The organism is Pantoea sp. ACRSB (assembly GCF_022346905.1).
In the GTDB taxonomy this organism is placed as follows: domain Bacteria; phylum Pseudomonadota; class Gammaproteobacteria; order Enterobacterales; family Enterobacteriaceae; genus Pantoea; species Pantoea piersonii.
Map to the genome: position 1 here is coordinate 140118 of NZ_JAKRNL010000004.1, position 25594 is coordinate 165711.

Sequence of the window (25594 nt, forward strand, 5' to 3'; positions counted from 1 at the left end):
CTCAGGGCAGGGCAACACGCGTCACCGCGACGCCCTGTTCCTCTAACTGCGTCAGCGATTCCGCGCTCAGCCCGCTATCGGTAATGACCTGCGCTACCTGATACCCCGACGAGAGGGGATAAGGATGGATCTGGCCGAATTTCGACGAGTCGGTCAGCGCCCAGGTGGGCACGCGCTTCGCCAGCACCGCGTCCACTACATCGCAGCGCAACATGTTGCGGCCGGTAAAGCCGGTTTCTGCCTGCCAGCCATCAACGCCGATAAAGGCCTTATGGAAATGGATTTGCTGAATGAAGTAGCGCGTCAGCGGACCAACCATCGACTGACTGCTTTTCTGCAATAGCCCGCCTGGCACAATGACTTCGCACGCCGCGTCTTTCAGCAGATGAGCGATAAAATGGCTGACGGTAATCACCGTGAGGTCGCCACGATCGGCCAGCAGACGCGCCAGCAGCGCGTTACTGCTGCCGCCCTCGATAAAAACCGCCTCGCCGCTTTCAATCAGACCTGCAGCATGGCTGGCGAGCGCCTGTTTGAGTTCATAATGCGTATGCATACGCATGCCTACGTTATCGCTGTCCAGCGCCATTGCGGAACCGTGGACGCGACGCAGAAAAAAGTCGCGTTCCAGCAGGTTTAGATCCTGCCGGATGGTGACTTCGGAGACGCCGGTCAGCTGGGCCAGTTCGCTGACCGTAACGCTGCCGCGCGTATTAACGAGCTGAATAATCTGTTGATGACGAGCGTTCATGCGTGCCGTTTATCAGAAAAGTGTGGCGCCAGTGTAGCAGAGAGGGGCCGCGCAGGGGACGCTGCGCGGCAATGTTCAGGCTAAACCGAGTGCGCGGCGGCCGTTGTCGTTCAGATCGTCAAAGGTAAAGCGATCGCGCCAGCCTGTTTCATAATCCTCTGGCGGAAAATCGGCGGGCGAACGTCCCAGCGACAGCGCCTCTGCCACCTGCTGCGCGCAGGCGCGATTTTTCGCGCACATTGGCGCGGCGGGAATGTACATGACATTTCCCCAGCCTTGCTGATTTTCCACCGGCGCGACGGAGTGGATCACATCGCAGTGCCACCACACCGAGTCGCCCGCCTCCAGCGGCGGGATTGAGCAGAGACCGTCGATCAGGTGCGGATGCCATTTCTCACTGACGGGCAGGACTTTACCTGGCGCAACGCCGCACAGCTCGTCGTCGGGCACGTCGTCGAGCAGCGGGCGCAGCAGAATATAAGCCATCGCTTCCGGTACCGGCACTACATGCAGCAGCCCCTGTCCGGCAAGCATATCTGACAGCGCTGTCCAGCCCTGAAACGTGCGAAACGCCGAGCATTTGGTGATATCCGGCACGTCATACTCGTTCACTTCAGTGCGCCACGCCGCATCCCAGGGATCGTAGGCATCTATATCACCATGAAAAATGGCGGCAAATACCTGCTGATAAGCGGGCAGCAGCCAGCGCTCCAGCGCGCCGGAGTCGGTATGCGCGCCCAGTCCTTTAGAGGTTGTGCCCGGCGGGCGACGGCGGATACGATCGGGATAGATAATGCTGACGTCAGGATCGAACCACTGGTTACCCTGTGAGGAGAAACGCCACAGGCGGTTGAGAAAAGACTGAACCTGCGCGGTGGCGTCGCTTTGACGCGCCTGCATTTGCGCCTGCGACCAGTAGATCGGGAAAATCTCCGGGCGCGACGCCTCCAGGCTGCCAAAGAAATTATCGCCTGGGCCGCGATACTGCGCGTCGAAATCATTTAGATCGAGGTAGTCCAGCAGCGATCTGTCCCATGCCAGCGCCTGCTCGCGCGGAAATTGCTGCTTAACGACTACGCAGCCGCGTCGCTTTATCCGCGCCAGGGTTTCATTTGAAACTTCGCCTTTTGCGATAGCCTCCTGCGTAATAACCGGCCATGCGGTGCCGTAACGCTGCTCCTCAGCTTTGGCTTCCGCAATTGCGCTGGCGATACGCTGGCTAATCCGGTCGAAAAGCCCTTCAACATCGCCGATTTGCTGACGAACCTGCTGTTTAAAGGTGCGAATGGCTGCGCTGATATCTTTGGGCAACGGCGTAGCCTGTGTATGTAGGGTCATTATGGCCTCCGCGAGCGGGTAAGTGTTTTTCATTTGTAAATATAATGTGCTTCGTTCGTAAGTTTAGGCGTAGCAGTGGCCTTTAAGCAACGCCCTGGTGCGTGATCGCGAACACACTTTGTCAGGAAAGCTCCGAAAGCCCTGAACATTCTTGTTATTCGAATTTTCATTAATCCACACTGGGGGTAAGCTTTAGCTATTAAGTGGGCATCACTGAAACAACAGCCTCAGCAAGGAGATGACAATGGCGGTAAAGATGATCGCGGTGGATATGGATGGCACCTTTCTCGACGATAACAAGGAGTACAATGCTCAGCGATTTTTGCGGCAGTACGCGCTGTTAAAAGAGAGAGGCATTCGTTTCGTGGTCGCCAGCGGCAATCAGTATTACCAGCTGCAGCGTTATTTTCCTGAAATCAAGGACGAAATCGCTTTTGTAGCGGAAAACGGCGCCTGGGTTTCGGACAGCAATGAAGAGATTTTCTGTGGAGAGCTGGCGCAGTCTCGCGTGCATCAGGTGCTGGATATTCTTGCCAAAGAACCCGATATCAGCACTGTCGTCTGCGGACGTAATGGCGCTTATATCCACTCTTCTGCCCCCGATGAGGTTGTCAGCCTGTTGTCTAACCACTACGCCCGCCTGGAAAAACGCGACGATCTCTACACTATCGATGACACCATCTTTAAGTTCTCTCTGAACCTGGCACACGAAGGCGTCGATGCGCTGCTGGAACGACTGCATAATCAGCTGGGCGAAATCGAAAACATTATGCATCCGGTCTCGAGCGGCTATGGCTTTATCGATCTGATTATCCCTGGCTGTCATAAAGCACACGGCATCGCCTTGCTTCAGGAAAAATGGGGCATCAGCGATTGCGAAGTGGTCGCTATTGGCGACAGCGCCAATGATCTTGAAATGCTGCGCCAGGCCTGCTTCAGCTTTGCCATGGCGAACGCCGTAGAGCCGGTACGCGCCGTAGCGCGCTATAAAACGGAGAGCAACAACGACGACGGCGCGTTAAACGTTATCGCCCGCGTACTGGCGCGTGAATTCCCGTTCGGCTAAACCACTGCCGCCCCGGATGTAGCCATCCGGGGTCATCTGTTAACTCTCCTGCTGTTTCGCCAGTTGAAGACGCTGTTCCATCTCATCCAGCGCGGCCTGATTCTCCAGCCCCCACTGATACATCTGCTCGATCGGCTCGGCAAAGATTTTACCCAGCGGCGTCAGCGCATATTCAACCTTAGGCGGCACGACCTCAAATACGTGGCGCGACACCAGTCCGCGCTGTTCCAGCTCTCGCAGCGTCTGCACCAGCATTTTTTTTGAAATGCCTTGCAGGCTACGCTGCAGCTCACCGGTGCGTGCGCGATGCGCTGGCCAGTGATAGAGGGCATGAAGCACCATGGTGCTCCACTTTACGGCAAACAGATCCAGTAGCCGACGCGGCGGCGAATCCGCAAAGAACATCAGCTTTCCGTCAATCCAGGCTGGCATAGCGACTTATCCCGATGGTAACCAAAAGGTAACTACTACCAATAAGGTTCTCTGCTGTCTATAGTGGGCCGCTTTCTTTGCCGCTTCAGGCAGCCATCAGGAGGAACATATGAAAATTAACGCACTGGTCGCACAACAGGCGACGCAACCGCTGGCGGCGAGCCAGGTTGAGCTGCGCGAGCTGCAACCGGACGACGTTAAGATCGCCATCATTTACTGCGGCGTCTGCCATTCCGATCTGCATATGGCGCGCAATGAGTGGGGCGTCAGTCGTTACCCACTGGTGCCGGGCCATGAAATTGTCGGGCGCGTTGAAGCCACCGGCGCGAAGGTAACGAAGTTTAATACGGGCGATATTGTCGGCGTTGGCGTAATGGTGGACTCCTGCGGTCACTGCCATTTTTGCCAGCAGCAGGAAGAGCAGTACTGTGAGGCGGGCTTCACGCCAACCTATAACGGAACAGATAAATATACCGGCGGCACGACCTTTGGCGGCTACGCTCAGCATGTGATTACCGATCAGCATTTTGTGGTTTCTGTCCCGCAGAACCTCGATCTGAAAGCCGTTGCGCCATTGCTGTGCGCGGGCGTAACCGTCTGGTCGCCGCTGCGTCACTACAACGTAAAGCCGGGCGATAAAGTGGGCGTTATTGGTCTGGGCGGGCTGGGGCATATGGCGGTTAAGCTGGCCAGCGCGCTGGGGGCGGAGGTGACGCTGTTTACCACTTCACCAGAAAAAGGCGAAGACGCGCGTCGTCTGGGTGCCAGCCGGGTAGTCGTCTCTCGCGATGCGCAACAGATGGCGGCCTGCCAGACCTCGCTGGATATTATCCTCGACTGTGTTGCCGCGCCGCACGATCTCGATCCTTACCTGGCGACGCTGAAAACCAATGGCCAGCTGGTGCTGGTGGGCATTCCCGACCAGCCGCATCCCGCGCCAAACGTTACGCCGATGGTATTTCGTCGCCTGAGCATTAGCGGTACTTCCATCGGCAGTATCCGCGAAACGCAGGAAATGCTCGATTTCTGCGGTCAGCACAATATCACTGCCGATGTTGAAATGATTGCAGGCGAAGAGATTGAAACGGCTTTCGCCCGGATGTTAAAAGGCGATGTGAAGTATCGCTTCGTTATCGACGTGAAAAAAACGCACTGGTAACAGCAAAAAGGGGCTTAATGATAAGCCCCTTGATTTTCAAGCATTTCAGCCTGAAATCGCCAGGTAAGCCTGGCGCTAATCCCTTTCTTACCCCTCTGCACTGATACATTCTGGCTGATTACAGTGAATGTTTCACCTCTGGCTGATTTGATCATATTTCATACGGGAATCGTTCGACGCATAAACAATCAGGCTCACAAAGCGCATATCACAGAGGCGAGAGCAAGATTGACTGTAATCAGCAAGCCTGTACGGCGTCGTAAAAGAGAAACCCGCAAACATTCACTGTAATCAGCAATGCCCACTAAAGAGAGAAACGTTCACTGTAGTCAGCAGGCCAGTCAGAGCGCGCTGGATTTTGTTTTCCGCTTTGCCCCGCAGCAGTCTCAACAGAGAGGTATCGAACCCTGCATTAAATAATGCAGGTGCATACGGACAGCAGAGAATGACATCGCCTGGCGGCATCGGTAAAGTCAGGCTTTTGATTTTTAAAGGGAGGAGCAAATGGAAAAGCTGTTTGTTTATGGCACTTTATGTCCGGGCCGTTCAAACGCGCATATTCTGGAAAACATAGGCGGCGAATGGCTGGCGGGAACGGTGAAGGGCGTTCTGCATGAATCGGGGTGGGGCGCGGCGCAGGGATTCCCGGCGATCCAGCTGGATGCGCAGGGATCGCCTGTACGTGGCTATCTCTTTCAGTCTGCTGACCTGTCGCAGCACTGGCCAATGCTGGATGAATTTGAAGCAGGTTACGACCGCGTGCCTGTTACAGTGAACACTGACAATGGCGAGTGGGTTACTGCCTGGATTTACCAGATTCAGCCCGCCTGAGAAAAAGGTGCCAGCGGGGATTGCTGGCACAACAGCAACTTATCTACCGCTCCGCCTAAACTCCCGCCTGACAAAATATTTACGAAATAGTGGCAATAGCTTCTTTCTCTGACTAATTTTTTAATCGTTCTGTTAACACTTTATTTACGTTCGCATCACTGGTGCGGCGCTTTTTAGCTGCGCGCCTTTTAGTGAGCGCATCTGTCGTTAAACACTGCGGCCGGGCGAGTAAAGCCTGGCGATTTCCGGAGTCGATAATGAAAATCCCTAAAGACGCGCGTTCTCTCGCTGCCCTCACTGCCCTCGGCGCATTACTGGCGCCGCTGCCAGCGCTGGCGTGGGACAGTCTTACCGTGTTTGGCGACAGCCTCAGCGACAGCGGCAATATTGGCCGCTTTACCTGGGATGGCGGGCAGCATCAGCTCTACGACGAGATTCTGGCTTCGCAACTGGGTCTGGATTTACAGCGTTCGACGCTGGGCGGCAGCAATTATGCGCAGGGCGGCGCGACATCACAGCACCGTCTCGCTCCCACTCTAAACACTGAAGATCAGCTCACGGGCTATCTGAATTCGACCGGCGGACGCGCCGACAGCAATGGGCTTTATATTCACTGGGTGGGTGCGAACGATGTCGCCGTTGCCGTCACCAACCCGTTCACCGCAGCCGATACGCTGGCTACCAGCGCGGCGGCATCGACGGCGCAGGTCAAAACGCTGCTGGACGCGGGCGCAGGCGCGGTAATCGTGCCGACCACGCCGCAGCTGGGCGAAACGCCCTATATGATTTTAACGGTGCTGAGAGTGCTCGGGTCAGCCTCCAGCGCGGCAACGGCCGCCGCCTTTCAGTCGCTCGACAGCGCCGCGACGCCCGATGCTGCATCACGCCAGCAGGCGGTGCGAAACGCGTTCACTCAGGCAGCGGCGCAGGTTTCATCAGTCCCCGCCATACGCGACGCCCTTGCAGAGCAGCTTTATCGCGCCTGGCAGGCACTGAGTACGGAAGTTTCTTCGCTGACGGCTGGCTACAATCAGCAGGAAGAGGAGGGGCTGGCGGCGCTCAACGGCAATATCGTGCGCGTCGATATCGCCGGCCTATTTAATGAGGTGATTGCCGATCCGACCCGTTATGGACTGACCAATACTATCGGCATGGCCTGTCCGGTTGGCACAGCTGCGGATGACTGTGTTTCTACTGCGGCTGGCTTCTCCAGCGAACAGGCTTATTTGTTTGCCGACCGACTCCATCCCAGCCCCGCGGTACACGTCATGATAGCGGACTACATCCAGTCGATTCTGGATGCGCCCCTCCAGGTTGCCGCCCTGTCGCAGGCGCCGCAGATGATGGCGCGCGATATGCAAAACACGCTCGACGGCCATCTGCAACAGCAGCGGCACCAGAACAGCAGCGCAGGTCAGTTTGCCGTATTTGGCGGCTATGCCGGTCAGCACGTGGATTATAAGGGCGACGCTTACTACAACGGCGATGCTACTACCGCCAGCTTTACGCTGGGTCTGGGGTATCAGCTGACGGATAACTGGCAGACCGGCGTGCTTTTCTCCAATACCAACCAGCGGCAGGAGCCTTCCTCACGCTACGATTACCGGCTGCGCGGCAATATTGTGGCGCTTTACAGCCAGCTTGAGCTGGGCGATCAGGCGTGGATCAATGCGGATCTTCACTATGCCGATCTCGATTTTGACGACATTCAGCGCGACGTGAAGATTGGCCCGGCAACCCGTACCGAGCAGGGCAACACCGGCGGCAAGCTGCTCGGCATGCGGGTACAAACCGGATGGGATCTGCCGCTCAGCGCGCATATCACTACCGGCCCGGTTGCCAGCTACGCGCTCGATTATGGTCGCGTCGGCGGCTACCGCGAGCAGGGTAACACCAGTACTTCAATGCGTTACAGCGACCAGACCAGCCATTCGCAAATCGGCGCTATCGGCTGGCGTGTTGATACGCAACAGTGGCCGGTCAATCCCTGGGCGCAGGTGAGCTACAACCATCAGTTTGGCGACACCGACTCGACGGTCACCGCAGGCCTGAAATCGACCCGCACCGCTTTCAGTCGCACCACTGGCGCGCGCGACAGTAACTGGCTGGACGCCGCCGTAGGCGCCAACGTGCCGCTGGGCGAAACGGTAAATGCTTTTGCTGGCGTGTCGGCCATCGGTGGTAACCGCGACGCACATCAAGTCAGCTGGAATATCGGGGTGAACGCGACCTTTTAACTTGCGCAGGGCCAGCCATAGTGCTGGCCCTGATATAAACCAGCGACAGCATTATCATTTGCAGATTTAGCAGGCGGCAAATGCCAGAGGACGTTAAGTATTTAAATATTGATATAGCTGGGAATTGTTTTTATAGCGGAAGAGTAATCGTCTGAGACGCGTAATCTGTATCGAACAGGCAGAATTAACAGAAAACAGAAAGACAAAAAATATGCGCCAGGCTTTACAACCCGGCGCAGTCGATAGCGGTTTTATTAACGCTATGCAATGACTCTCCCTCAGGGAACCTGTAGTAAGGTAAGAGGGTTATGAGCCACGGCGGCTGTTCTGTCCGCCTTTTTTGCCCGCTTCGGACGCTTTCTCACGGTCATTTTTGAAGTTACCGCCGCTGTGCTGTCCGCCTTTACGGCCAGCTTCTGACGCTCTTTCACGATCTTCAGCAAAGTTACCTGATCCGCCTCGATGTTGAGCCATAATGGGTCCTCTTCATCAGTTGAATATAACACAGCCGATCTGAAGGCTGCGTGCGTCTTACACTTTAAAGATTAGAACCCTTGTTATATTCCGCAAGCGATGCGGTAAATGGGCTGGCTGTGGCGGATAAAGGAAAATCAATTATTCAGGCGAGCAGAAACCGCTGGAAATAAAAGAGAATATTGTTAAAGCTGTATCGGAATAATAACTTTGTACAGGTTGTCGCAGAAAAATAAAAAGAGGACTTATTGCCACTGCGAGTGATTGAGATTATTCCTGGCAATAAAACAGCCGCGCCGAAGCGCGGTCTGACAAAACGCTTATTCAGCAGGCAACCAGCGCGGCTGAGTCGCTTCGCTATCATACTGTAGCGCCGAGGGCAGGGTAATAAGCTCAATCAGCACGCCAAACGGCGTCAGGCAAAACCATGTCTGATTCCCTGGGCCTTCTTCCTGAGCGAAACAGTCATTCGGGCCGTCATAAAAGCGCGCGCCATGCGCCTTCAGCTTTTCCGCCGTCTCGTTGATATCATCAACATAGATGGAGAAGTGATTCACGCCCGGCTGGCCAATATTCGCCAGATCGTCGGCGATGCCAGGCTCCAGCTGGAACAGCTCTACGTTACAGCCATTTCCCAGACGCAGCATCGACAGGCCAACCACGCTCAACTGCGGCGGGAAGCCGTTCACCGGACGCATTTTATCGCCGCCGATACGCTGTTCGCTCTTCTGCCAGGGGACGACGCGGTAGAGTATCGACGCATCGAGCGCCTTAATAAAAAAGTTTTCCGCCTGCTCAATATTGCTGACGGTGATACCGATATGCTCAATGCCTCTTGTCGCCATCATAGTTCTCCTTGAGTTTTTTGATTATGTTGATGACAGGTCAGTGCCTGCGCGGCGCAAATCAAAGCAAGGTGACTGAGACCCTGCGGCAGATTCCCGCGCCATTCGTTGCTGCGAACGTCAAACATTTCGTTAAAGATCTCTACGTTGCCGCTGTCGCACAGCGTCTCCAGGATCTCATCCATGCAGGCGCGCGCTTTGGTAATCTCGCCAAGAGAGGCCCAGGCTTCCGCCAGCCAGAACGAGCAGGCGATAAAGGTGCTTTCCTCCTTCTCCACGCCGCTGTAGCGATAGAGCATGGCGCGACCCTGGCCCAGCTCGCGCTGAATCGCCGCATAGGTCGAACGCATACGCGCCGGATTTACCGCGTTACCGTAGTGATGCACCAGCGCCAGCGAGGCGTCCAGCCTCTCTTCGCTGCCAACGTAGAACAGATAAGCCTGCTTGCTCTCCGACCAGCAGTGCTTCTCAACCCAGTCGCTGATGCGGTCACGCTCGCGCTCCCAGCGCTCCATCCAGGTCGGTTCGATATGGCGCTCTTTCGCCATGGCAACCGCGCGATCCAGCGCCAGCCAGCACGCCATTTTCGAATGGGTATAGTGCTGTTCTTCAGGCAGCTCCCAGATACCGGAATCTTTTAGCCGCCAGCGATCGGCGCAGTGATTGGCTAACTGGCCCAGCAGGCGTGACGTGCCTAAGTCCAGTACGTGGCCCGCTTCGATAAACAGCTGCGCCGTGGCGAGCATATCGCCATACATGCTCAGCTGACGCTGGTCGCGCGCGTTATTACCGACGCGCACCGGCAGTGAATCTTTATAGCCACGCAGCGCCGGATAGCGCTCCGGCGGCACGATATCGCCCTCCAGCGTATAGCAGGTACGTATCTCGACGCCGTGGCGCATAATGGTCTGCGACAGCCAGGAGAAAGCCGCTTTACAATCTTCCAGCGCGCCGAGATAGACGAAAGATTTAATAATCAGGCAGGCGTCCCGCACCCAGGCATAACGGTAGTCGTAATTTTTCTCGCCGCCGATGCCTTCGGGCAGCGAAGTGGTGGCCGCCGCAGCCAGCGCGCCGGTAGGGGAGTACCAGAGAAATTTCAGCGACAGGGCCGAGCGTTTAACATGGACCTTGTATTCACCCTCATAGCTCAGGCTCTTACACCAGTCCTGCCAGGCGATATGGCTGGTTTCGATACGGGTATCAATAGCCTCAAGGTCTGGCACCGCGAGCGGCTCGCGCTGGGTAATCAGCAGCGCCACCAGCGAGCGAGAATCCTGCTGCGTGGTAATCTCAGCAATCACCTGTTCGTCATCCATATGGGTAATCTTGACGTCGTCGCTGGTGCGCAGCATCGCCATGATGTCGCCGATATGAAATACATTGCCCTGGGTGGTATTGCCCATCCACGGCGAACGCGTCTCGGCAACGGTGCCGAAGCGCAAATGCAGCCTGAGCGTCATGCTGCCGCGTACGCCTTCTATGCGGCGCGCCAGTTCGCTCCAGGGCAAACGGCCCGCCAGGGTGCTGTTCAGGGATTCCGTCAGTCGGACTTCGCCTTCATCAGTGGTAAAGCAGGTTTCCAGCACATTACTTTCATCGCGGTAGCGTCGCTGCATGCGATAGGGCTGAACAGGCGTCAGCGCAAAAAAGCCACCAATCTCTGGATCGAGCAGGCGATCGAACAGCGGCGGCGAATCAAGATTCGGCGCGCACCACCAGTCGATAGCACCGTCAGGGGCAATCAGCGCGACAGAGCGTCCTTCGCCAATTGCTGCGTAGTCGCCAAGACCTGCAAATCCTTCCTCGCGTACAGGCGAGGCGTAATCACCGTTTTTCATCAGAAGCATCCTTGTCTGAAACGCGTTATCTACAGACGAAAAACTGGCCGCACAGGGCGACCAGTTGGGAGGAACAGAGGGTGTTACAGCGTGCCGGTACCGCCGTCCGAGCACCAGACCTGACCAGAGGTGTAGCTGCTTTCGGCCGAGGCGAGCGTGACATAAAGCGGCGCGATTTCAACCGGCTGGCCCGGACGGCCCAGCGGCGCGCTGGCACCGAACTCTTTAACTTTTTCCTGCGGCTGGCCGCCGCATACCTGCAGCGGAGTCCAGTAAGGGCCCGGCGCGACCGCATTTACGCGAATGCCTTCCTCGCCCAGCTGCTGAGCCAGCGCTTTGGTAAAGGCGACGATGGCCGCTTTAGTCTGCGCGTAATCCAGCAAGATATCGCTTGGCTTATAGGCCTGTACCGACGAGGTATTGATAATGGATGCGCCGCGGGGCAGGTGGTCAACCGCCGCTTTGGTGATCCAGAACATGGCGTAGACGTTGGTTTTAAAAGTCGCGTCGAAGTCTTCGGTAGAGAGGGTACGGATCGATTCGTTGAACTGCTGACGGCCAGCGTTATTTACCAGGATATCGAGTCCGCCCAGCTGCTCGACAGCCTGCTTCACCAGCGACTGGCAAAAGGCTTCATCACGGATATCGCCAGGAATAGCGATGGCTTTACGGCCTTCGGCTTTAATCAGCTCGATAACTTCAGCTGCGTCCGACTCTTCTTCTGGCAGATAGTTAATCGCAACGTCTGCGCCTTCACGGGCATAGGCGATAGCAACAGCGCGGCCGATACCGGAATCGCCGCCGGTAATCAGCGCTTTGCGTCCGGTCAGACGGCCGGTGCCGCGATAGGTGGTTTCCCCATGATCCGGAACCGGATCCATCTTGCTGGCGAGACCGGGCACAGGTTGTTTCTGTTCCGGAAATGACGGTTTTGGAAATTCAACCGGGACGAGTGTTTTGTCGTTTTGGGTAGTCATGCTTAGCTCCTTGCACATCGTTTTCGGATGATAATAAGCCTGGCACATATGTGAAGTTTGTCACATTCAAATTAACCAGACGGTTATTAAACCCACCATTTGCGGGATGGTTATTAATAATAAGACGGCTTTTGATGTTTAACTTCGAGCGGAGAGATTTTTTCGAACCGCCTATTTATCAGGCGACATGATAAAACTTTTATATAACCTTTTTTTACTTGAGTTTTTCATCGGCTTAAAACGATGCGTCCAAAATAACTCTATCCCAAACAATGTGTTAAGTATATTTCATTTTTTGTCTCTGCGTCTTAATAAAGGTAAGCATTGACCTGTTTTTAGTGTGGGGTCCGTGTGCTATATGGCACGTCAGGTAAAGCGGCAGGAGTGGGAAATAAATTTTTCTGTGTTAACAAAATGGAACATAAACTTTCAGCTCATTCTCAATCGATACAGAGAGAGGCGGGGCGCGTAATTATGCTGTACACCTGACCCATAAAGGCAGAATACGCTGTATTTACTGCGGTTTCCCGCCGCCTGCGCAGCGCGTCTGCGTTAACCTGAGCGCTCACATTCTGAAACGGCGGAATAAGGAGCGCGGCGTGAGCGCGTCGACGGGAATTTCACTTAAAATTATGGCGACGCTCAGCTCCACGCTGATGCTAGCCTGCGTAAAAGGTCTGGAGGGCGCGTTGCCGGTCGGCGAGGTGATCTTTTTTCGCTCGCTGGTGGGCATAATGCCGCTGCTGGTCTGGCTGCAATATCAGGGCGGCATCCTGGAGGGGATTAAAACCCGCAATGTTAAAGGGCATATTGGCCGCGGCCTGGCGGGTACATGCAGCATGTACTTCAGCTATCTGTCGCTGATGTATATTACGCTGACCGACGCCACGGCCATTAACTATGCTGCGCCGCTGTTCACCGTACTGCTCGCGGCCGTGGTGCTGCGCGAAAAAGTGCGTCTTAACCGCTGGCTGTCAGTACTGGCCGGTTTTGTCGGCATCCTGATCATGCTTTCTGGGCACCTCTCGTTAAGCGGCCCGTCACCTCTCACCGTAGCCAGCCTGGCCTCATCCGTCGGCGCATTGCTGGCACTGCTCTCGGCTATCTGTACGGCCGGCGCGCTGATTCAAATCCGCTACCTGAGCGGTAAGGAGAAGCCGGGCGCGATCGCCTTCTGGTTTACCGCAATGACAGGCGCAACCTCACTGCTGACGCTGCCGTTCGGCTGGCGTTTACCACAGGGCGAACAGCTCCTTCTGCTGCTGGGCTGCGGCTTTTTCGGCGGCCTGACGCAAATTTTGCTGACGCTGAGCATGCGCTACGCCGACGCCTCGCTGCTGGCGCCTTTCGATTACAGCTCGCTGCTCTGGTCGGTAATCATTGGCGTGATCTTTCTGCATACCTTGCCCGAAAATATCACTCTGATCGGTGCCAGTATGGTGGCGCTCGCCGGCATCTACTCTGTCCTGAGTGAACGACGCCATCGGCGTCGGGCCGCTTCGCTGGCCTTAACTACCCGCAGTGAAACCGCCGATTTAACGACTGACTGACACATCGCACTTGACGCCGGACAGTCAGTTGCCCTACAACTAATGGCCGTCGGGGGAGTCTCGCCAGAGAGACTGAGAGGCTAATAGCGCAGCGCGCGGTTTAGCGACCCTTTGAACCTGACCCAGTTGATACTGGCGTAGGAAGACTCGTATCTCACTGATGCTTTCCCCTTTGAGATGCCTGCCGCGCGAGCTTACCCCTTTGCTCACGCTTTTTCCCTTCACGTATCACGGGTCGTCAACATCGAGGCCTGCGTGAATCGTTATCTTTTTCAAACAGCTTTCTTTGTCAGGTGTGCGCCATGAGCCGCTGGTCTGTGATCGGCAGCGGCGTCGCCGGATTATGCGTCGCCACGCTGCTGACTGAGCAGGGCGAAACGGTTGAGGTGATCGTCAGCGACGAGACGCCCGCGTCGCACTGGGCGGGCGGGATGCTGGCACCTTTTTGCGAAGGGGAGAGCGCCCCTGAACAGGTTGTCGAACTGGGACAGCGCGCCGCGGAGTGGTGGTCGCAACGGGTCGATGGTGTTGCGCATCAGGGCACGCTGGTGGTGGCCTCGCCGCGCGATACGGCGGAGCTGACGCGCTTCGCCCGCATGACGCGTCAGCACCAGTGGGCCGATCCCGCGCAGCTTGAGCCTGAGCTGGCGGGACGCTTTGCGCGCGGCCTGTTTTTCCCTGATGAAGCGCATCTTAATCCGCGCGACGCGCTGCGCCAGCTGCGCGCCAGCCTTGAGGCGCGCGGCGTCGCCTTTCACGCCGGCAAACCAGCCGGAACCCTTATCGACTGTCGCGGCATTCACGCCGCCGATCGCCAGCCGGAACTGCGCGCGGTGCGCGGCGAGATGCTGATCCTGCAATGTGAAGAACTCCATTTTTCCCGGCCGATCCGGCTGCTGCATCCGCGCTTTCCCTGCTATCTGGTGCCGCGCGCCGACGGGCATTTTATGCTCGGCGCGACCATGGTTGAGAGCGACGACGCCAGCCCGATCAGCGTCCGCGCCATGATGGAGCTGCTCGGCGCCGCCTGGGCGATTCACCCGGCGCTGGCGGAGGCGCGCATTGTCGAGAGCGGTACGGGCCGACGTCCCGCCTACCGCCATAATGTGCCAGAAGTGCGCTACCGCGACGGCGTTTTCTCGCTTAACGGTATGTACCGCCACGGTTTTTTGCTTGCGCCCGCCATGGCGCAGCAGCTAATGCAACTGCTTAGTCAGGAGTCGAATCATGCAAATTGAACTCAACGGTCAGCTAGTAGAAACCGAGGCGGCGAATGTCGCAGCGCTGCTTCAGGAGCGAAAAATTGACGCCGCCTGCGTTGCCAGCGCCTTTAACGGTCAGTTTTTACCGCGCTCGCAGTATGAGAGCCAGCGGCTGGAAGCGGGATGTCGGCTGGAAGTGCTATCGCCGATGCAGGGAGGCTGAACCATGTTCTACGGATTTGTTCCCCGCTCGCGCTTTCTGCTCGGCACCGCTGGCTATCCGTCGCCCGATATTCTGCAGCAGGCGATCTGCGCCGCTGATGCCGAAATTATTACCGTCAGCCTGCGGCGAGAAGGGAGTCAGGGCGGCGCGTTTCGCGATCTGCTCAGCCAGCTCAACCGCCGCGTGCTGCCCAACACCGCTGGCTGCCACAGCGTCAAAGAGGCGGTGACAACCGCTTATATGGCGCGTGAACTCTTCGACACACCCTGGATAAAGCTGGAGGTGATCGGCAACGCCGACACGCTGCAACCCGATCCCTTTGCGCTGGTAGAGGCGGCGCGCATTCTCTGCGCGGACGGTTTTCAGGTCTTTCCCTATACCACTGAAGATCTCATCGTCGGCGAAAAGCTGCTGGAAGCGGGATGCGAGGTGCTGATGCCCTGGGGGGCGCCTATCGGTTCCGGTCAGGGCCTGCGCAATATCGAGGGGTTACGCAGCTTCCGCGCCTGGTTTAAAGACGTGCCGCTGGTGATCGACGCGGGTATTGGCGCACCGAGCCAGGCGGCACAGGCGATGGAGCTGGGATTTGACGCCATCCTGCTCAACACCGCCGTCGCGAAAGCACAGGATCCGGTGGCGATGGCGGGCGCCTTTGCGGGCGCTATCCGCGCGGGACATGCGGCGCACCAGGCAGGACTGATGGAGCGGCGCGAGATGGCCGCTGCCTCAACGCCGGTGTTTGGCCTGGCGCAGTTTAGCTAACGGGGCAAGAGAATGAATCGTTATCAGCGGCAGCAGATGCTGCCGGAAATCGGCGAAGCGGGGCAGCAGCGGCTCCGCGCCGCGCGCGTGCTGGTGGTGGGCGCAGGCGGGCTGGGATCGACGCTGCTGCCGCTGCTGGCGGGCGCGGGCGTCGGCTATCTGCGCATCTGGGACGACGACACAGTAGAACTGCACAATTTGCATCGTCAGACGCTCTTTACCACCGCCGACCTCGGCCAGCCAAAAGCGCTGTGCGCCGCGCGCGCGCTGAACGAGCGCAACCGCGACTGCGTAACGGAGGCGCGACAGCAGGCGCTGCGCGCCAGTACGGTCGACAAGGCGCTGGAGGGGATCGACCTGGCGATCGACGCGGCGGACAGCTTCGCCGTAACCTACACCCTGTCCGACGCCTGTCAGCCGCGACATATCCCGCTGATCAGCGCCTCGGTGCTGGGTCGGCAGGGTTATGTCGGCGGTTTTTGCGGCAGCGCGCCTGGCTATCGCGCTCTGTTTCCACAGCTGCCCTCGTCTGCCGCTAACTGCAACACCGCTGGCGTAATGGGGCCTGCGGTGGCGACGCTGGGCGCGATGCAGGCGCAGATGGCGCTCAGCGTGCTGCTGGGATTAACGCCGTCGCCGCTCGGCAGCCTGGTGAACTGCGACTTTAGCCAGTGGCATTTCCGCGCCTTTCGCTTTGACGACGCGGAGGAGCCGACGCAGCCCGCCATTCCTTTTATCGACCGCGACCTGTTGCAGGCGGACGACTGTATCGTCGAGCTGCGCAGCCGGGAGGAAGCGCCGCACAGCGTGGCGGCGCAGGTTGAGCGAGTGCTGCCGGAGGCGATCGATGCGTGGCAGCCGCCCGCCGGTCGGCGCGTGGTGCTGGTGTGCGCCAGCGGCATTCGCGCGGCGAAAGCGGCGTCGTTGCTGGCGCAGCGCGGCGTCATGCCGCTGGCGATTATCGCGGCGAATCAGGGATGAGCCTGATGCTGTATGGCCCCGACATTGCTTTTGAAGAGGTGACGTTTGGCTGGAACAGCAAGCCGATCTGCGAACGTTTTAGCCTGGCGCTGCGCGGCGGAAAAACCAGCGCGCTGCTGGGGCGCAGCGGCGCAGGCAAAAGTACCCTGCTGCGGCTGGCGGCAGGGCTTTTAACGCCCCAGCAAGGACAGATAAGCAGCTCGCTGGCGGGCGATCTGTCGCAGCACATCGCCTGGATGGGGCAGCGCGACGAGCTTTATCCCTGGCTGTCGGTACGCGACAACGTGACGCTCTCCGCGCGGCTCAATGGCCAGCGTCCCGACCGCAAGCGCGCTGAGGCGCTGCTGGCGCAGGTTGAGCTGGCCGGTCTGGGCGACGCGCGGCCTGACTCGCTCTCCGGCGGGATGCGGCAGCGCGTCGCGCTGGCGCGCACGCTCTATCAGGATCGCCCGGTGGTGCTGATGGATGAGCCGTTCGCCACGCTCGACGTCATGACCAAGCTGCGGCTGCAAAGCCTGACCGCCCGCGTGTTACGCGACAAAACGCTGCTGTTAGTCACGCACGATCCGCTTGAGGCGTGCCGCCTTGCGCATGATATCTACCTGCTGGATGACGCGCCGCTGCGCTGTCGCGCCTTTCCCGCGCCCGACGGTGATGTACCGCGCGCTGCGCAGGATGGCGCGGTATTGCAGGCGCAGAGCCAGCTTTTACAACAGCTCAGTCATGATTAAACATCGTATTTTAAGCCTGGCCTACCTGCTGGCGGTGATCGGCGGCGTATGGCAACTGGCACGCCACAGCGGCGTACCCGCTTTTCTTCTGCCTTCGCCTCAGTCGGTGGGGCAGGCGCTGCTTCAGCAGCATGCGCTGCTAATGCATCACGCGCTCTATACGCTCGGAGAGATCGCGCTGGCGCTGCTGCTGGGCGGCGGCGCTGGCGTGGCGCTGGCAATTCTGATGTCCGCCAGTCCGCTGCTGCGCCGTCTGCTGTTTCCGCTGGTCGCCGCCAGCCAGACCATTCCCGTCTTCGCGCTGGCGCCGTTGCTGGTGCTGTGGCTTGGCTTTGGCGTCGCGTCGAAAGTGGTGGTCGCCGCGCTGATTATCTTTTTCCCGCTCTGCCTGTCGCTGTTTGACGGCCTTTGCCGCACGCCGCCCGGCTGGCTGGAGCTGGCGCAGACGATGAACCGCTCGCGGCTGCGACAGTTTCTGCATGTGCGCTGGCCCGCGGCGCTGCCGCACTTTTTTTCCGGTCTGCAAATGGCAGCCATTCTCGCGCCGGTCGGCGTGGTGATTGGCGAATGGGTCGGCGCGAGCGAAGGGCTCGGCTACCTGATGATGCATGCCAGCGCGCGTCTGGATACGCCGCTCAGTTTTGCCGCGCTGGCGCTGTTAATGCTGCTGGCGCTGCTGTTATCGGGCGGCGTCGCGCTGCTGCGCCGTCGTTTTCTTTACTCTGCATAAGGAATAATTGTGAAAAAAGTAATGCTGATGCTGGTTGCGCTGCTGATGGCTGCGGCCGCGCCCGCACAGGCGGCGCAGAAGGTACGCCTGCTGCTCGACTGGTTCGTTAATCCTAATCATGCGGCGATCTTCGCCGCCAAAGAGAGCGGCGCCTTTGCGCGTCAGGGACTGGATGTGGAGATGATCGCGCCAGCGGACTCCGCCTCAGTGCCGCTGCTGCTGGCGGCAGGCAAAGCCGATCTCGCCGTAAGCTACCAGCCGCAGCTCTATACGCTGGTGGATAAAGGGGTACCGGTGATCCGCGTCGGCACGCTAATCGGCCAGCCGCTTAATACGCTTACCACTCTCAAAAGCAGCAATATCAAGACGCTCAGGGATTTTGAGGGGAAAACGCTTGGTTACGCCATTCCGGGATTTGAAGATGTCGCTATACAGACCATGCTCAAATCGGCAGGCCTAGATATCGACAAGGTTAAGCTGATTAACCTGAATATGGATGCCGCCTCGGCGCTGCTCAGCCATAAAATCGACGGCGCGATGACCATCTATCGCAATTATGAGCTGCTGGAACTCAGGCAGCAGGGCGCAGAGACCCTGACGTTTAAACCGGAAGAGCATGGCGTTCCCGCCTATGACGAACTGATCGTACTGGCGAACGCCGGTACGGCGGCGACCGACCCGCGTATCGGCAAGTTTCTGCATGGGCTGAACGAGGGCGTAGCTTATTTGCGCGCGCATCCTGAAGCGGTCTGGCAGGCTTTTATTAAGGCTTATCCAGAGCTGAATACGCCGCTTAATCACCAGGCCTGGCAGGCGACGCTGCCGCTTTTCGCCAGCGACGCCGGCAGGTTCGATGAGGCGCGCTATCAGGCTTTTGCCCACTATATGTTGGACAACAAACTTATCGATCAAGTCGCGCCCCTGTCGCGCTACTCGTTGCCGACGCAGTAACGCTGGCGTTTGTTCACATCTTCTTTTATCTGACGCGACTAGACTTAAGGAAAAGAACAAGGAGCGAAAGATGCAAGAGAAGATCACGCTGGTGGCTGGCGATATCACCAAAATTAACGCGGACGCCATCGTTAACGCAGCGAACAGTTCGCTGCTCGGCGGCGGGGGTGTGGATGGCGCGATTCATCGCGCCGGCGGGCCGGAAATCGTAGAGGAGTGTAAAGTTATCCGTAACCGTCAGGGCGGCTGCCATACCGGCGACGCGGTGATCACCACCGCAGGAAAACTGCCTGCGCGCTACGTCATTCACACTGTTGGTCCGGTATGGAATGGAGGCAGTCAGAACGAGGCTGAACTGCTGAAGCGCGCCTACCAGAGCTGTTTCAGGCTGGCGCAGCAGCAGGGTATCAAGACGATTGCCTTTCCCAGCATTAGCACCGGCATCTACCGTTTTCCGAAGAAAAGAGCGGCCGAAATCGCCCTTGAGGCGATTCGCGACGCGCTGATGGATAACCCGATGCTGGAAGAGGTAAAAATTGTCTGCTTCGATGAAGAAAATTTTGAGATTTATGCCGGCCTGCTTAACTAGCCCATCGCCACGCCATAAATAAGCACCGCCACGGCCACAACGGCATAGACGCCCGCGCGCGTCAGCAGATTTTTCTGCTGGCGCTTAACCCCTGCGATTAAGAAACCCAGCGCGACGCACAGCGCCATCAGTGAAACCAGTAAGTATGCTGTCATGCCTGACTCCCGATAAAAAAGCCTTATTTAACATGCCAGCAGCAGCGGCGGTAGCCGATTTACACTTCTGTTAAAAACTCACCTCAGCCCATTTTCCGGACGCGCCAGCCCAAGGGTATCGCGCAGCGTGCCTTCTGGATAGGTGGTGCGGAACACCCCGGCGCGCTGTAAACGCGGCACCACTTCCTCAAGAAACAGATTGCCGCTCGCTTCCAGATAGGTCGGCAGTACGACAAAACCGTCGCACGCGCCGCTGTGATACCACTCGATCATCATCGCCGCCACATCATCCGGCGTGCCGACCGGTGAAGGAAAAGAGAGGCTTTCTGCATAGCGAACCGCCATCTCGCCCAGCGTCAGCTTCTCCTCAAGCGCCTGCGCAATCACATACTGAAAGCGTCCCTTGCTGCCGGTAATAATGTCGCGCAAATCGGGCGCTGGCTTATCCAGCGGATACTGCGCCAGATCGTGATTCATGCTGGCGGACATAAAGCTCAGCGCCGATTCGGCGGTAATCAGCGACTTAAGATAGCGATCTTTTTCCTGCGCAGCGGCGCGCGTTTCCGCCAGCACCGGCACGATGCCAGGCAGAATGCGCAGTCGATCCGGCGTACGGCCATGCTGCTGCGCTTTGCTTTTCAGCGTCTGGTAAAAACGTTGCGCGCGCTGCCGATCCGGCTGCACCACGAAAAGAACCTCGGCGTGCTGCGCCGCCAGATCGATAAACGCTTCGGATACGCCAGCCTGGATCACGACCGGATAGCCCTGAGGCGGACGCGGAATATTGAGCGGCCCGCGCACATCAAAGAAGGTTTCATGGTGGTTGAGATAGCGAAAGCCATCGGGCCGGGCGAATAGCGCGTTGGCTTTGTCGATCACGATGGCGTCATCGTCAAAGCTGTCCCACAGCTTTTTCATCAGCGTAATAAACTCAGCGGCGCGCGCGTAGCGCTCGGCGTGGGAATAGTGACTGTCACGGCCAAAATTGCGCGCTTCGGCGTCGCTGACCGAAGTGACCAGGTTCCATGCCGCACGTCCGCCGCTGAGGTGGTCGATATTCGCCAGCTGTCGCGCGGTAGTGTAGGGCAGCGAATAGGAAGACGAAACGGTGCCGCCCAGGCCGATGCGATCAGTCACCGCCGCGAGCGCGGCAAGCAGCGTCAGCGGTTCCGACCAGCCCTGCGGGCGGCTGCGCACCGTGGCGCTGAGGTCGCCGCCGTAGATATCATCAATTGCCAGCTTGTCGGCGACAAAAATCATATCGAGCTTTGCCGCTTCAGCCTGCTGGGCGATGCGGCGAAACAGCGGCCAGTTCGTGCCGCCGCTGGAGACGGCCTCCGGGTGACGCCAGCCGCCCTGATGGATGCCTGCGTCAAGATAGAGCGCGATGTTCATCATTATTTTCACTCCTTAAGGCTGGCGAAAAAAGCTGGCGTCGATCATCGCATCGGCTCTTAGTCCGGGCTTGATCAGGCCACTTTGGGCAAAGGTATCGATAGCGGCCTGCTGGCGCTGCTGCACCGTCGCCACATCGCTTAGCGGCGCGTTGTTTTCGCGCTTCACCTTGTTCAGCGCTACCGTATCTGGCAGGCGCAGCAGCTTCGCGATGCCCTCTGCATAGGCCTGCGGATGGGCTACGCCCCATTCGCGCGCGCGGATCAGCCGTTGCCGAAAATCCTGTAGCGCTGTACGTTTATCCGCGATGGCACGATCGGTTGCTACGAGGTAATTGGACACCGGGAAGGCATCGCCATCTACCGCAATGACCGCCCCGGACTGGGCGACAGCAAAGGAGACATACGGCTCCCATGTGGCGACCGCGTCTACCGCGCCGCTATCCAGCGCCAGCGTCGCTTCGGCAGGCGTGGTAAAGACAAACTGCACGCTGTCGGCAGGCAAGTGCGCATTGTTCAGGGCGTTAAAAACCAGGTTTTGTCCAGAGGAGCCTTTCACCGTGGCGATCTTTTTACCTTTCAGATCGGCAGCACTTTTAATGGTGCTGCCTTTTTTTACGATGATGGCATTGCCCAGATATTGCGATGCCTGTATGGCTTTAAGTGTTGCGCCCGACGCCACGGCAAACGACAGCGGGCCGTCGCCCACCAGACCGGCATCCAGATGGCTGGCATTGAGCGACTCCAGCAGCGGCGCGGCGTTAGGAAATTCATACCATTTCACTTTATAGGGCAGATTACTGAGTTCACCCGCCGCTTCCATAACGGCGCGCGCATTGCCCTTTTGATCGCCAACTATCAGTTCGGTATCCGCCGCCTGGCTGGCAAAAGCGGCCAGGCACAGCGTTAACGCTAGCATTTTCATCTCTGATTTCCCGGTGAAAAAGAAATCAGACTAAGTTTTCTCTGGTGAAAGAGGTAATAACAAATGCGGCAAAGGTTTTCTGCGCAGAGAATAAAGAAGAGGGCATAAAGAGAAATTATTATTGATTATAAATCAATGGGTTAATAATTTCCCCTCTGCTATGCTTTAGTCCCTTTAGAATATGATGCCTGCTGCTTAAATAACCAGAAATTCCCCCGAATATGCCTTCAGGGCCAGTGATTCTTTGAGTCTCTCTTTTAGATACAGCCTAATCATCGGAAGCCTAATGCTTAGGGGTCGCCGCTCTTTGAAGGATAACACTGCGGCTATGCTCGATGTCCGGGTGTTGCCCTCCCGGTTTAAACCTGTGTTATGACATAGCCATAAATGCGGAATGGCGCTTTCAGGTCAGATATTATTACTGGTCTGTAAATCGTTCTTTTTGGCTTCAGTCGTATGAGCCTCTCAGTTCCATATAAATCGCTTTTAAATGCATTATTTTACAGGTGCGTCCTGCTATTTATTTGGTTATTAACAGACCGGATAGAAATGATCTAAGGGCTGCTCGCACTTACATTGTCTGTGTTTCGTTATTGCATAACTTGTTGTTTTAAAATTATTAAACAACAAAAAATCAGAGTGTAGGTTAAAAAAGTTTGCGTTTTATCCCACTTGGTATACTTTTAAGTAAGCGCAGTATGAAGCAGTGTTGCCTACTTGAAATTTATACGGTTTGCACACCTCGCCATTATTTAATGAAATTAAACCAGCCTGATGAGAAAGAGGACCACATGCAGGTAAACAGAAACTGGTTATTTTTTTACGATCTTATCCGCTGGATCGAAAATAATCTGGACAAAGACCTGAGTTTAAAAGCTGTTGCCGATAAATCGGGTTACAGTATGTGGTATTTGCAGCGTCAGTTCCGTCTTTATAGCGGGATGACTTTAGGGACTTACATCCGTAGACGCAGGCTTACCATGGCCGCCATTGCCTTGAAAACTACTGTGCAGTCACCCGTTGAGATAGCCATTTCCTACAGGTGGGATTCACAGCAGACTTTTACACGAACGTTTAAAAAGTATTTTGGCAAACCCCCGGTTCAGTGGCGGAATGCCAGGGAGTGGAACATGTCAAATATGCAGTTCCCTTTGTATGTTAAAAGCAATCATGAAGCAGTAAATTTATTTAATCTGGAGCACCTTATTTCTTCTTCAGAATGCTGATTTACGCCGCCATTTAAAGGTGATTATAAAATTAGCTTACTTAAAGAACTAATAAATCAATTTCATGAAAATGTTAACGTTTGTTGTAAAGATTAATCCAGTATTAATGGGTGGTCATGCAGTCATCAAACATAACCGCTTTAATTAAAATTGCGCTCGTGCTTCTTGCTGTAAGTATTATGCCGGATAAATAAGTTGAATTACGCCAGTTCTAAGCTTGAAGTTTTTATTCTATCACCTCTGTTTCCTCTGATGGTTAACAAAGAAATGCAGGATGCTATAGGCTAAATATTGTTCTTGTTGTGTCAGGATTTAAAATGATGAATGAAAGGGTGATTAAATTATCCTGAATTTTGATATTATTGAAGGGGAGTGAGAAGCCAGACGTAACATATTTATCTGTCTACGCCGATCGTTCTTTTTTTAACGCCTCTTTGCCTCTATAGTTTAACTACTTCACCCATAAATTTTCCGGCGCTGGCGGCACGCTGATGTTAGGGTCTATCCTGCAACGTCTGGCGCGCCAGACAGGCTTTCCTGTAATTACTACTGGTTACAGGAATCAGGGTTTTATTCTGCTTAAGTTAGAATGACTTAATCTTGTACTGGATCACCTGAAAAATTAAAAGCCGCATTAGCGGCTTTTGATATTTAGTGTGGGATTTCAGATACGACCTTAACTTCTTGCTTATTGATTTGCTGTTTGACACCATTGGCATCGGTGTAGCCCAGCATTCCTGTATTGGATTCTTCAGGCTTACCGTCACTAATAATAGTGCGACCATCAAGAGTATGGATAGCATAACTTGTCCGTGTGCAACCCGTCAGAGCTGAAAGAACAATCACTGTTGCAACTGCAGAAAAAATCATTTTTTTCATAAATAGCCCCTTATTAATTATCCAGCTCACTCATGTTTGTAATTTTGTCGCGATTAATCTGTTCTGTCCGGCCTGTCTGGGCATCTTTGTAAGATACAAGGCCAGTATCGCTATCAATCTGCGGTTTCCCGTTTGTCACAATGGTGCGCCCGTCAGTTGTTCTGATAGCTTGATTTGATGAGCAGCCAACCATGGCAGATGCAATGGCTGTGACTAGAATAAATACCCCCAGCTTGGTTTTCTTCATAAGGCTATCCTTTTTTTAAGCAAAAGTTGTTTTGGCATCGACTTATTAATCATAGTTTCTTTTTATTCCGAATGAATGATTAAGAGCTATGTAGCGCACGTTATGCAAAAAAGCGGCATCTGAATCAGAATTGACAGTTAGATTAAAATGAAAATGAGATTTATCTGTAGATCTATCTGGAAAGATTTAAATGCAATCTTCACTGTATCCGTCACGGTTACCTGAAAAGTGAAGTCCATTGTTACGTACTAATCAACATGCTTATAATGTGCTTTCAATTAACAGGAGGCGCGGCGTGTCGGAAAAAAAAGTAAAGCCCTTAAGGCATTCAACAGAAAACGGATACCACCGTGGAGAAGAGACGCGCCAGCGTATAATTGATGCCGCAATCGAAATTTTTGGCGAACTGGGATTTAAGACGGCAACAACCCGGATAATTGCGACGGCAGCAGGGGTGAACACACCTGCGTTACGCTATTACTTTGATAACAAAGAAGGACTCTACCTCGCCTGTGCCGATTCACTGGCTAATGAAAATTATGTCTTCTTCCAGCCGCTTCTTGAGCGCATAGAAAACACCGCCGAAAATCTCAATGTCGATGAGTGTAAGATGCTTTTTTGCACCTTCATCGACACCATGTTTGACCGCATTACCGGCAGCGAAAACACGCCCGCTAAGCAGCTATTTCATGCCCGCTTACAGATGGGCGATGGGCCAGAACAGGCTTTCACATTAATGGAGGAGGTAATCGGGAACAAAATCTTCCAGGCCGGTTTTCAACTTATCGGACGCATTACCCAACAGCCTGCCAGCGCAGAAATCACCCGCCTGCGGACAGTTTCCCTTATCGGCCAGGTCGCAATGACATACGCCATGCAAAACACCATGCTGACGCAGCTTAAATGGGCTCAGTTTGATGACGCGCGTCTGACGATGTTGAAAGCTATCACCCGTGAGCACAGCATGACAATGCTGACTAAATGGCATCAGGAAGCAGGCTTATCTGATATGACAGTCGAGGCGGGTTCTTAGCTCAACGTGAAAAATGCAGCAGAAATCATGCTGGATTTTAGCGTCCGCTTTGTGCCAGAAGTGAC

27 protein-coding genes and 1 riboswitch are annotated in these 25594 nt (G+C 55.8%); of the genes, 15 read left to right on the forward strand and 12 right to left on the reverse strand.

All coding sequences use genetic code 11. From position 1 onward, the window contains the following. Nucleotide 1: 1 nt before the first annotated feature. Nucleotides 2–751, reverse strand: a complete 750-nt coding sequence (locus tag MHZ89_RS13865; protein WP_311783467.1) for a DNA-binding transcriptional regulator YciT — start codon at nucleotides 749–751, stop codon at nucleotides 2–4. Between the two features lie 75 nt (nucleotides 752–826). Beyond that, nucleotides 827–2089, reverse strand: a complete 1263-nt coding sequence (locus MHZ89_RS13870; protein WP_311783468.1) for a DUF1479 domain-containing protein — start codon at nucleotides 2087–2089, stop codon at nucleotides 827–829. Nucleotides 2090–2333: 244 nt separating this feature from the next. Here MHZ89_RS13870 and MHZ89_RS13875 point away from each other — a divergent pair, with 244 nt between their 5' ends. Further along, entirely contained in the window at nucleotides 2334–3155 is an 822-nt protein-coding gene (locus MHZ89_RS13875) for a Cof-type HAD-IIB family hydrolase (RefSeq protein WP_311783469.1), read from the forward strand. A 39-nt stretch (nucleotides 3156–3194) separates the two neighbouring features. On the opposite strand, the gene MHZ89_RS13880 is transcribed toward MHZ89_RS13875, so the two are convergent. Beyond that, complete coding sequence (locus MHZ89_RS13880) at nucleotides 3195–3587, reverse strand: helix-turn-helix domain-containing protein (protein ID WP_311783470.1); 393 nt, start codon at nucleotides 3585–3587, stop codon at nucleotides 3195–3197. A gap of 109 nt (nucleotides 3588–3696) precedes the next feature. Between MHZ89_RS13880 and MHZ89_RS13885 the strand changes: the two genes are divergently transcribed. From MHZ89_RS13885 to MHZ89_RS13895, 3 genes are all read left to right on the forward strand, one after another. Beyond that, nucleotides 3697–4746 (forward strand): NAD(P)-dependent alcohol dehydrogenase, encoded by a 1050-nt coding sequence (locus MHZ89_RS13885; protein WP_311783471.1) that lies wholly within the window; start codon nucleotides 3697–3699, stop codon nucleotides 4744–4746. 504 nt (nucleotides 4747–5250) lie between these two features. Continuing rightward, nucleotides 5251–5577, forward strand: a complete 327-nt coding sequence (locus MHZ89_RS13890) for a gamma-glutamylcyclotransferase family protein (protein ID WP_311783472.1) — start codon at nucleotides 5251–5253, stop codon at nucleotides 5575–5577. 257 nt (nucleotides 5578–5834) lie between these two features. Continuing rightward, a complete protein-coding gene (locus MHZ89_RS13895; RefSeq protein WP_311783473.1) occupies nucleotides 5835–7814 on the forward strand; it encodes an autotransporter domain-containing protein in 1980 nt (659 codons plus the stop codon). A gap of 306 nt (nucleotides 7815–8120) precedes the next feature. Here MHZ89_RS13895 and MHZ89_RS13900 read toward each other — a convergent pair whose 3' ends face one another. From MHZ89_RS13900 to MHZ89_RS13915, 4 genes are all read right to left on the reverse strand, one after another. After that, on the reverse strand, nucleotides 8121–8288 hold the full coding sequence (locus MHZ89_RS13900; RefSeq protein WP_103796973.1) for a general stress protein: 168 nt from the start codon (nucleotides 8286–8288) through the stop codon (nucleotides 8121–8123). Nucleotides 8289–8608: 320 nt separating this feature from the next. Continuing rightward, nucleotides 8609–9136 carry a VOC family protein gene (locus tag MHZ89_RS13905; RefSeq protein ID WP_311783474.1) on the reverse strand — a complete coding sequence of 176 codons (528 nt, stop codon included), beginning with the start codon at nucleotides 9134–9136 and terminating at the stop codon, nucleotides 8609–8611. Continuing rightward, nucleotides 9133–10974, reverse strand: coding sequence for a glycoside hydrolase family 15 protein (locus MHZ89_RS13910; protein ID WP_311783475.1), 1842 nt, complete (start codon nucleotides 10972–10974; stop codon nucleotides 9133–9135). The genes MHZ89_RS13905 and MHZ89_RS13910 overlap by 4 nt, the downstream gene beginning before the upstream one ends. A gap of 83 nt (nucleotides 10975–11057) precedes the next feature. Further along, nucleotides 11058–11951, reverse strand: a complete 894-nt coding sequence (locus MHZ89_RS13915) for an SDR family oxidoreductase (protein ID WP_311783476.1) — start codon at nucleotides 11949–11951, stop codon at nucleotides 11058–11060. A gap of 599 nt (nucleotides 11952–12550) precedes the next feature. On the opposite strand from MHZ89_RS13915, the gene MHZ89_RS13920 reads away from it, so the two are divergent. From MHZ89_RS13920 to MHZ89_RS13960, 9 genes are all read left to right on the forward strand, one after another. Next, nucleotides 12551–13501: a DMT family transporter gene (locus MHZ89_RS13920; protein ID WP_311783477.1), complete on the forward strand. Its 951-nt coding sequence runs from the start codon at nucleotides 12551–12553 to the stop codon at nucleotides 13499–13501. Between the two features lie 41 nt (nucleotides 13502–13542). Then, nucleotides 13543–13662: riboswitch (TPP riboswitch) on the forward strand. A 141-nt stretch (nucleotides 13663–13803) separates the two neighbouring features. Continuing rightward, nucleotides 13804–14739, forward strand: coding sequence for an FAD-dependent oxidoreductase (locus MHZ89_RS13925; protein WP_311783478.1), 936 nt, complete (start codon nucleotides 13804–13806; stop codon nucleotides 14737–14739). Continuing rightward, nucleotides 14729–14926 carry a sulfur carrier protein ThiS gene (gene thiS, locus MHZ89_RS13930; protein ID WP_311783479.1) on the forward strand — a complete coding sequence of 66 codons (198 nt, stop codon included), beginning with the start codon at nucleotides 14729–14731 and terminating at the stop codon, nucleotides 14924–14926. The genes MHZ89_RS13925 and thiS overlap by 11 nt, the downstream gene beginning before the upstream one ends. A gap of 3 nt (nucleotides 14927–14929) precedes the next feature. Next, nucleotides 14930–15688, forward strand: a complete 759-nt coding sequence (locus MHZ89_RS13935; protein WP_271153304.1) for a thiazole synthase — start codon at nucleotides 14930–14932, stop codon at nucleotides 15686–15688. Between the two features lie 12 nt (nucleotides 15689–15700). After that, a complete protein-coding gene (locus tag MHZ89_RS13940; RefSeq protein WP_311783480.1) occupies nucleotides 15701–16669 on the forward strand; it encodes a HesA/MoeB/ThiF family protein in 969 nt (322 codons plus the stop codon). Further along, the gene (locus MHZ89_RS13945) at nucleotides 16666–17400 is read left to right on the forward strand and encodes an ATP-binding cassette domain-containing protein (RefSeq protein ID WP_311783481.1); all 735 of its coding nucleotides are present in this window, start codon (nucleotides 16666–16668) and stop codon (nucleotides 17398–17400) included. Before MHZ89_RS13940 ends, MHZ89_RS13945 begins: the two co-directional genes overlap by 4 nt. Continuing rightward, the gene (locus MHZ89_RS13950) at nucleotides 17393–18130 is read left to right on the forward strand and encodes an ABC transporter permease (RefSeq protein WP_311783482.1); all 738 of its coding nucleotides are present in this window, start codon (nucleotides 17393–17395) and stop codon (nucleotides 18128–18130) included. The genes MHZ89_RS13945 and MHZ89_RS13950 overlap by 8 nt, the downstream gene beginning before the upstream one ends. A gap of 9 nt (nucleotides 18131–18139) precedes the next feature. After that, on the forward strand, nucleotides 18140–19081 hold the full coding sequence (locus tag MHZ89_RS13955) for an ABC transporter substrate-binding protein (protein ID WP_311783483.1): 942 nt from the start codon (nucleotides 18140–18142) through the stop codon (nucleotides 19079–19081). Between the two features lie 70 nt (nucleotides 19082–19151). Further along, nucleotides 19152–19670 (forward strand): O-acetyl-ADP-ribose deacetylase, encoded by a 519-nt coding sequence (locus MHZ89_RS13960; RefSeq protein WP_311783484.1) that lies wholly within the window; start codon nucleotides 19152–19154, stop codon nucleotides 19668–19670. Here MHZ89_RS13960 and MHZ89_RS13965 read toward each other — a convergent pair. The 3 genes from MHZ89_RS13965 to MHZ89_RS13975 form a co-directional block, all read right to left on the reverse strand. Beyond that, the gene (locus tag MHZ89_RS13965) at nucleotides 19667–19825 is read right to left on the reverse strand and encodes a hypothetical protein (RefSeq protein ID WP_311783485.1); all 159 of its coding nucleotides are present in this window, start codon (nucleotides 19823–19825) and stop codon (nucleotides 19667–19669) included. The genes MHZ89_RS13960 and MHZ89_RS13965 overlap by 4 nt on opposite strands. 78 nt (nucleotides 19826–19903) lie before the next feature. Next, complete coding sequence (locus MHZ89_RS13970) at nucleotides 19904–21223, reverse strand: NtaA/DmoA family FMN-dependent monooxygenase (RefSeq protein WP_311783486.1); 1320 nt, start codon at nucleotides 21221–21223, stop codon at nucleotides 19904–19906. 12 nt (nucleotides 21224–21235) lie between these two features. Next, nucleotides 21236–22144 carry an ABC transporter substrate-binding protein gene (locus tag MHZ89_RS13975; protein ID WP_311783487.1) on the reverse strand — a complete coding sequence of 303 codons (909 nt, stop codon included), beginning with the start codon at nucleotides 22142–22144 and terminating at the stop codon, nucleotides 21236–21238. 791 nt (nucleotides 22145–22935) lie between these two features. Between MHZ89_RS13975 and MHZ89_RS13980 the strand changes: the two genes are divergently transcribed. Next, entirely contained in the window at nucleotides 22936–23370 is a 435-nt protein-coding gene (locus MHZ89_RS13980) for a helix-turn-helix domain-containing protein (RefSeq protein ID WP_311783488.1), read from the forward strand. Between the two features lie 651 nt (nucleotides 23371–24021). On the opposite strand, the gene MHZ89_RS13985 is transcribed toward MHZ89_RS13980, so the two are convergent. Both MHZ89_RS13985 and MHZ89_RS13990 read right to left on the reverse strand, forming a co-directional pair. Beyond that, nucleotides 24022–24249, reverse strand: a complete 228-nt coding sequence (locus MHZ89_RS13985; RefSeq protein ID WP_311783489.1) for a YgdI/YgdR family lipoprotein — start codon at nucleotides 24247–24249, stop codon at nucleotides 24022–24024. 13 nt (nucleotides 24250–24262) lie between these two features. Continuing rightward, complete coding sequence (locus MHZ89_RS13990; RefSeq protein WP_311783490.1) at nucleotides 24263–24496, reverse strand: YgdI/YgdR family lipoprotein; 234 nt, start codon at nucleotides 24494–24496, stop codon at nucleotides 24263–24265. Nucleotides 24497–24791: 295 nt separating this feature from the next. Between MHZ89_RS13990 and MHZ89_RS13995 the strand changes: the two genes are divergently transcribed. Beyond that, nucleotides 24792–25529 (forward strand): CerR family C-terminal domain-containing protein, encoded by a 738-nt coding sequence (locus tag MHZ89_RS13995; protein WP_311783491.1) that lies wholly within the window; start codon nucleotides 24792–24794, stop codon nucleotides 25527–25529. The last annotated feature ends 65 nt before the right edge of the window (nucleotides 25530–25594 follow it).

What these genes read in the sequence shown, in the direction of transcription:
- MHZ89_RS13910 (WP_311783475.1), bottom strand. Translation starts at nt 10,974, where the DNA reads ATGAAAAACGGTGATTACGCCTCGCCTGTACGCGAGGAAGGATTTGCA.
- MHZ89_RS13960 (WP_311783484.1), top strand. Translation starts at nt 19,152, where the DNA reads ATGCAAGAGAAGATCACGCTGGTGGCTGGCGATATCACCAAAATTAAC.
- MHZ89_RS13945 (WP_311783481.1), top strand. Translation starts at nt 16,666, where the DNA reads ATGAGCCTGATGCTGTATGGCCCCGACATTGCTTTTGAAGAGGTGACG.
- MHZ89_RS13865 (WP_311783467.1), bottom strand. Translation starts at nt 751, where the DNA reads ATGAACGCTCGTCATCAACAGATTATTCAGCTCGTTAATACGCGCGGC.
- MHZ89_RS13950 (WP_311783482.1), top strand. Translation starts at nt 17,393, where the DNA reads ATGATTAAACATCGTATTTTAAGCCTGGCCTACCTGCTGGCGGTGATC.
- MHZ89_RS13940 (WP_311783480.1), top strand. Translation starts at nt 15,701, where the DNA reads ATGAATCGTTATCAGCGGCAGCAGATGCTGCCGGAAATCGGCGAAGCG.
- MHZ89_RS13985 (WP_311783489.1), bottom strand. Translation starts at nt 24,249, where the DNA reads ATGAAAAAAATGATTTTTTCTGCAGTTGCAACAGTGATTGTTCTTTCA.
- MHZ89_RS13870 (WP_311783468.1), bottom strand. Translation starts at nt 2,089, where the DNA reads ATGACCCTACATACACAGGCTACGCCGTTGCCCAAAGATATCAGCGCA.
- MHZ89_RS13890 (WP_311783472.1), top strand. Translation starts at nt 5,251, where the DNA reads ATGGAAAAGCTGTTTGTTTATGGCACTTTATGTCCGGGCCGTTCAAAC.
- MHZ89_RS13915 (WP_311783476.1), bottom strand. Translation starts at nt 11,951, where the DNA reads ATGACTACCCAAAACGACAAAACACTCGTCCCGGTTGAATTTCCAAAA.
- MHZ89_RS13885 (WP_311783471.1), top strand. Translation starts at nt 3,697, where the DNA reads ATGAAAATTAACGCACTGGTCGCACAACAGGCGACGCAACCGCTGGCG.
- MHZ89_RS13935 (WP_271153304.1), top strand. Translation starts at nt 14,930, where the DNA reads ATGTTCTACGGATTTGTTCCCCGCTCGCGCTTTCTGCTCGGCACCGCT.
- MHZ89_RS13965 (WP_311783485.1), bottom strand. Translation starts at nt 19,825, where the DNA reads ATGACAGCATACTTACTGGTTTCACTGATGGCGCTGTGCGTCGCGCTG.
- MHZ89_RS13900 (WP_103796973.1), bottom strand. Translation starts at nt 8,288, where the DNA reads ATGGCTCAACATCGAGGCGGATCAGGTAACTTTGCTGAAGATCGTGAA.
- MHZ89_RS13970 (WP_311783486.1), bottom strand. Translation starts at nt 21,223, where the DNA reads ATGATGAACATCGCGCTCTATCTTGACGCAGGCATCCATCAGGGCGGC.
- MHZ89_RS13975 (WP_311783487.1), bottom strand. Translation starts at nt 22,144, where the DNA reads ATGAAAATGCTAGCGTTAACGCTGTGCCTGGCCGCTTTTGCCAGCCAG.
- MHZ89_RS13905 (WP_311783474.1), bottom strand. Translation starts at nt 9,136, where the DNA reads ATGATGGCGACAAGAGGCATTGAGCATATCGGTATCACCGTCAGCAAT.
- MHZ89_RS13990 (WP_311783490.1), bottom strand. Translation starts at nt 24,496, where the DNA reads ATGAAGAAAACCAAGCTGGGGGTATTTATTCTAGTCACAGCCATTGCA.
- MHZ89_RS13880 (WP_311783470.1), bottom strand. Translation starts at nt 3,587, where the DNA reads ATGCCAGCCTGGATTGACGGAAAGCTGATGTTCTTTGCGGATTCGCCG.
- MHZ89_RS13875 (WP_311783469.1), top strand. Translation starts at nt 2,334, where the DNA reads ATGGCGGTAAAGATGATCGCGGTGGATATGGATGGCACCTTTCTCGAC.
- MHZ89_RS13895 (WP_311783473.1), top strand. Translation starts at nt 5,835, where the DNA reads ATGAAAATCCCTAAAGACGCGCGTTCTCTCGCTGCCCTCACTGCCCTC.
- thiS (WP_311783479.1), top strand. Translation starts at nt 14,729, where the DNA reads ATGCAAATTGAACTCAACGGTCAGCTAGTAGAAACCGAGGCGGCGAAT.
- MHZ89_RS13980 (WP_311783488.1), top strand. Translation starts at nt 22,936, where the DNA reads ATGCAGGTAAACAGAAACTGGTTATTTTTTTACGATCTTATCCGCTGG.
- MHZ89_RS13925 (WP_311783478.1), top strand. Translation starts at nt 13,804, where the DNA reads ATGAGCCGCTGGTCTGTGATCGGCAGCGGCGTCGCCGGATTATGCGTC.